The sequence below is a fragment of the Streptomyces sp. NPDC004788 genome (genome assembly GCF_053601115.1).
In genome coordinates, this window is the sequence record NZ_JBSGBF010000184.1 from 1 (window position 1) to 4,959 (window position 4,959).

Consider the following 4,959-nt stretch of genomic DNA (forward strand, 5'->3'; position numbering starts at 1 on the left):
ACCCCCCACCCCAATTGGCCCGCCCCGGTCACCGATCGGGCGGCGGCCGCGGCGGGGGCGCTGCCGGCCACCGCCGGGCAGCGCCCCTCATCACCCGCGCGCCTACCAGGCGACGGGCAGCCGCTCGGGCAGCCGCTTCATGAAGTTGGTGCGCCACACCAGCTGTTCGACCGGCACCGCGAGCCGTACGTCCGGCAGCCGCTCCAGGAGCGTCTCAAGGGCGATCTCGGCGTGCCGCTTGCCGAGCGCCGTCGCCGGGCAGTAGTGCCGGCCACCGCCGAACGACAGATGGTCGGCGGCGTTCTCCCGGCCCGGCCGGAAGACGGCCGGGTCCTCGAAGTGCTCCGGATCGTGGTTCGCCGCCTCCACGAGCACGAGCACCAGCTCACCCGCCCGCACCAGCACGTCCCCGAGCTGCACGTCCTCCAGGGCGAGCCGTGGCAGCCCGTCCCCGATCGACAGGTTGACCCGCAGCAGCTCGTCCATCGCCCCGGCGACCCGGCCGTCACCGCCGGCCAGCGCCTCCCGCACGTCCGGCCGGGTCAGCACCGACACCAGCGCCATCGTCAGGAAGCCCGACGTCGAGATCACCCCGGCGCCGAACAGCGTCACGCCGACCGTCGCCAGCATCTCGTCCGTCAGATGCGCGTACTCCGGATCGTCGCGCAGCGCCGCGAGCTCCGCCATCAGCCCGCCGGTCGCCGGATCGTCGAGCCGCTCCGTCATGTACGCGATGTCGCGGTCCCAGTGGAGCCGCGCCGCCTCGATCTCGCGCGGCGCGTTCATGAAGGCGACGTCCAGGCTCCGCAGCAGCCGCGGCCCGTCCTCCTCCGGGATCCCCAGCATCCGGCAGTGCAGCCCCGCCGAGTACGGATCGGCGAAGCCGCCCCGCAGCTCGCCGGGCGCCCCCTCGGCGACCAGCGCGTCCACCAGCGTCCCGGCCCGCTCCCGCAGCCACTCCTCCAGCCCCGGCGCCTTCGGGTTCAGCGCCTTCATCACGGCTTTGCGCAGCCCGGCCCCGGTGATGTTGCCCATGTTGTTCACGACGTGCGGCGGAATCGTCAGCGCGTACTGCCGCGGCGCGCCCGGCGCCGAGGTGTCCTTCAGGCTGAACCGCGGGTCCTCCAGGACCTGCTTGCACAGCGCGTACGAGGAGACCAGCCAGGCGTCCGCGCCGGCGATCGTCCGCACCCTCGTCACCGGTGCGGCGCGCAGCGCCTCGACCTCGGCGGGCAGCCGGGTCCCGTCCCAGTCGAAGGGAAAGGCGAGCGGTTCGTTCGCCGTGGGCGCGCCGTTCGCGGTCATGGTGCTCATCGCGGATCTCCTTCGATGTCGACGGGCGTGACGATGCCGTGGCCCTGGTTGCGCGAGGCCCGCAGCCCGGACCCCCGGGCGTACAGCAGATCGGCCAGCGGAAGCGCCTGGTGGTAGCAGTTCAGCGAGGACGGCACCCCGAGGATCGCGGGCGTGTCCAGGAACAGCGGCACCTCGGCGCAGATGTACGCCCGGCACACCTCCCGCTGCCGCGCGGTGACCTCCTGCCCGGGACCGACCTTCCCCTTCAGGAAGATCCCGGTCAGCGCGTCACACGTCTCCCGCACCACCGCGTCCCCGGCCACCGCGGCGAGCACCTGCCGGTGCAGTTCCTGGTACGCCGGAATCGCGCGGAACTCCGACATCCCCCGCGCCCGCAGCCGCCGCCCGTCGGGATCCACGTCCCCCACGGCCGCCGCGACCTTCGCCCGCACCCCCCGCAGGTTCTTCACGGCCTTCCGCCGCGCCTCGTCGGCCCCATAGCCGAGCGCCTCGTACATCTCCGCCACATACAGATCGGTGTGGACGAAGTCGACCTTCTCGAAGTGGTCCAACCCCCAGCGCGCCAGATCGCGCAGTCGCTGAGCGGTGAAATAGCTGTTCCCCGGTGAGACGCCGATGACCACGTGCGCGCCTTCGTCGGCGATGACGCGGCAGTGGTCGGTATACGGCTGAAGTCTGAGCGTCTCCGCAGGGGCAAGTGCCGCCTGAGTCACGTTCGGCAAATCCTCATCGCGCCACTAGTCCCAGCGGAGCCCTGTGCTCCGGGTGTGGCGGCCACGACGACGACACGTTAGCGATCAGTCGCGGAGAGTGAAACCGGTACTCGTAGGTAAATACGAGATTTAGTCATCCGTTCGCATTCTGGTCACATGGGAGCGCGCGCGGTACGCGGGCCAGGGCGGCCCGGATCGTCCCGGCGGGATCGGGGACGGGGACGCCGAGGCGGCGGATCAGCTCGACGACGTCGGCGATGCCGGTGCGCCGGCGGATCGCGGTGTGGTGCAGGTACTGGAGGGTGAAGGAGTGCGCCTCGGGCGCCTCGTCGCTCCACGGGTCGCCGGCGAGCGCGGCCGCCGGGCCCTCGCGCAACTCGGCGAGCCGGGCGGCGACAGCGGTCGCGTACCGCCGGTGCGCCTGGGTGTCCCGGTCGGCCGGCACCTGCCGCCACACGCCGGACTCGGCGACCGCACGCGTCCAGGGATCCCGCGGAGCGCCGGGCTCGGCGGCGGGCGCGGGCGGCGGAGGCGGCGCGTGCACATGGAGCTGCCCGATCGTCCCGGCCTGGACCACCGGTCCCGCCACCACGGCGCCGTCGACGCTGTTGCGGGTCCCGCCCTGCCCCACCTCGTGCCTCCCTCGCCCGCCGGAGACACGAACCTAGCAAGCGGCGAGGGCCGCCACCCCGGAGTCTCCGGGATGACGGCCCTCGCCGGACGGTCTCGGCCGTATCTGCTGTGGCGGCAGCCGCGGCTTAGAGGTCGAAGTAGAGCTCGAACTCGTGCGGGTGCGGGCGGAGCTGGATCGGGGCGATCTCGTTGGTGCGCTTGTAGTCGATCCAGGTCTCGATCAGGTCGGACGTGAAGACGCCGCCGGCCTGCAGGTACTCGTTGTCCTCCTCCAGGGCGGAGAGGACGGCCTCGAGGTTGGTCGGGACCTGCGGGACGTTGGCGTGCTCCTCCGGAGCCAGCTCGTACAGGTCCTTGTCGATCGGCTCCAGCGGCTCGATCTTGTTCTTGATGCCGTCGAGGCCCGCGAGGAGCAGCGCCGAGAAGGCGAGGTACGGGTTCGAGGACGGGTCCGGCGCGCGGAACTCGACGCGCTTGGCCTTCGGGTTCGAGCCCGTGATCGGGATGCGCATGGCGGCGGAGCGGTTGCGCTGCGAGTACACCATGTTGACCGGGGCCTCGAAGCCCGGGACCAGGCGGTGGTACGAGTTCACCGTCGGGTTGGTGAAGGCGAGCAGCGACGGGGCGTGCTTGAGGATGCCGCCGATGTAGTAGCGGGCGGTGTCCGACAGGCCCGCGTAGCCGGCCTCGTCGTAGAACAGCGGGTCGCCGTTCGACCACAGCGACTGGTGGACGTGCATGCCCGAGCCGTTGTCGCCGAAGATCGGCTTCGGCATGAAGGTCGCGGTCTTGCCGTTGCGCCAGGCGACGTTCTTCACGATGTACTTGAAGAGCATCAGGTCGTCGGCCGCGGCCAGCAGCGTGTTGAACTTGTAGTTGATCTCGGCCTGGCCGGCGGTGCCGACCTCGTGGTGCTGGCGCTCGACCTGCAGGCCGACGTTCTCCAGCTCCAGGGAGATCTCCGAACGCAGGTCGGCGAAGTGGTCGACCGGCGGGGCCGGGAAGTAGCCGCCCTTGTAGCGGACCTTGTAGCCGCGGTTGTTCTCCTCCGCACCGGTGTTCCAGGCGCCGGCCTCGGAGTCGATGTGGTAGAAGCCCTGGTTCGCGGAGGTCTCGAAGCGGACCGAGTCGAACACGTAGAACTCGGCCTCGGGGCCGAAGTACGCGGTGTCGGCGATGCCGGTGGAGGCGAGGTACGCCTCGGCCTTCTTCGCGATGTTGCGCGGGTCACGGCTGTACTGCTCGCCCGTGATCGGGTCGTGGATGAAGAAGTTGATGTTCAGCGTCTTGTCGCGGCGGAAGGGGTCCACGCGCGCCGTCGACAGGTCGGCGCGGAGCGCCATGTCGGACTCGTGGATGGCCTGGAAACCGCGGATCGACGAACCGTCGAAGGCGAGCTCCTCCGCCGGGTCGAAGGCCGTCGCCGGGATCGTGAAGTGCTGCATCACGCCCGGAAGGTCACAGAACCGGACGTCGACCATCTTGACGTCGTTGTCCTTGATGAACTTCTTGACCTCGTCGGCGTTCTGGAACCCGTGCTTCTCGGACATCCAACTCCTCCTACTCCCGGCCCGGGGAGGGGCGGGGTTGCAGCTCGGTCATGTGGCCAGTGCGGATGGCTCACGCTGGACCCGACCATAGGCATGCGGCATTTCTCAAGCATGACCCATTTGTTTCGTCGAAGTTAACCGGGCCGGGTGCGCGGAACCGCGCCGCACGCGCCCGCCGACCCAGGCCGAAGTGATCAAAAACGGGCGCAGTACCGTGGTCGGGTGGACAACAGGCAAGCACTCGGATCATGGCTCTCCGGCCCCCGCGCCGCGGCCGAAGAAGCAGGCGTGGACTTCGGCTACCGCGGGCAGCAGCTCGGTCTGCCCGAGGAGGGGCCCGGCTCGATCGCCCGCCCCGGCCGCCGCCTCGGCGCCCTCGCCGTCGACTGGGCCCTCTGCATGCTGATCGCATACGGTCTCCTCACCCACCACTACGGACAGTCGACCGGCAACTGGGCCGTGCTCATCCTGTTCGTCCTGAGCGCGCTGACCGTCGGCACCGTCGGCGCCACGCCGGGCAAGCTGCTCTTCCGGCTGCGCGTCGTCTCCGCGCACGGCGGCCGCCTCAACCCGCTCCGCGCGCTGCTCCGCTCCGCCCTGGTCTGCCTCGCGATCCCGGCCCTCATCTGGGACCGCGACGGGCGCGGACTGCACGACCGCTTCTCCAGGGCGTCGGAGAGGTCGGACCGGGTGACGGCCGGCTGCTGGCGCTTGACGGCGAGGAGGGCGGCCTCGTTGGCGAGGTT

4 protein-coding genes and 1 pseudogene are annotated in these 4,959 nt (G+C 70.6%); 1 reads left to right on the top strand and 4 read right to left on the bottom strand.

Features of this window, described 5'->3' with window-relative positions; all coding sequences use genetic code 11:
- Window positions 1–102: 102 nt before the first annotated feature.
- From ACWEJX_RS37290 to glnA, 4 genes are all read right to left on the bottom strand, one after another.
- Entirely contained in the window at window positions 103–1,314 is a 1,212-nt protein-coding gene (locus ACWEJX_RS37290; RefSeq protein WP_451611849.1) for a cytochrome P450, read from the bottom strand.
- Window positions 1,311–2,030: a tRNA-dependent cyclodipeptide synthase gene (locus ACWEJX_RS37295; RefSeq protein ID WP_451611850.1), complete on the bottom strand. Its 720-nt coding sequence runs from the start codon at window positions 2,028–2,030 to the stop codon at window positions 1,311–1,313. Before ACWEJX_RS37295 ends, ACWEJX_RS37290 begins: the two co-directional genes overlap by 4 nt.
- 133 nt (window positions 2,031–2,163) lie before the next feature.
- Window positions 2,164–2,661 carry a hypothetical protein gene (locus tag ACWEJX_RS37300; RefSeq protein ID WP_451611851.1) on the bottom strand — a complete coding sequence of 166 codons (498 nt, stop codon included), beginning with the start codon at window positions 2,659–2,661 and terminating at the stop codon, window positions 2,164–2,166.
- A gap of 127 nt (window positions 2,662–2,788) precedes the next feature.
- Window positions 2,789–4,213 (bottom strand): type I glutamate--ammonia ligase, encoded by a 1,425-nt coding sequence (gene glnA / locus ACWEJX_RS37305; RefSeq protein WP_451611852.1) that lies wholly within the window; start codon window positions 4,211–4,213, stop codon window positions 2,789–2,791.
- 222 nt (window positions 4,214–4,435) lie between these two features.
- Between glnA and ACWEJX_RS37310 the strand changes: the two are divergent.
- A pseudogene (locus ACWEJX_RS37310) lies at window positions 4,436–4,891 on the top strand (RDD family protein); the annotation flags it as partial.
- Window positions 4,892–4,959 lie beyond the last annotated feature (68 nt).

Coding starts and splice junctions, on each gene's coding strand:
- ACWEJX_RS37290 (WP_451611849.1), bottom strand. CDS start 1,314: ATGAGCACCATGACCGCGAACGGCGCGCCCACGGCGAACGAACCGCTC.
- glnA (WP_451611852.1), bottom strand. CDS start 4,213: ATGTCCGAGAAGCACGGGTTCCAGAACGCCGACGAGGTCAAGAAGTTC.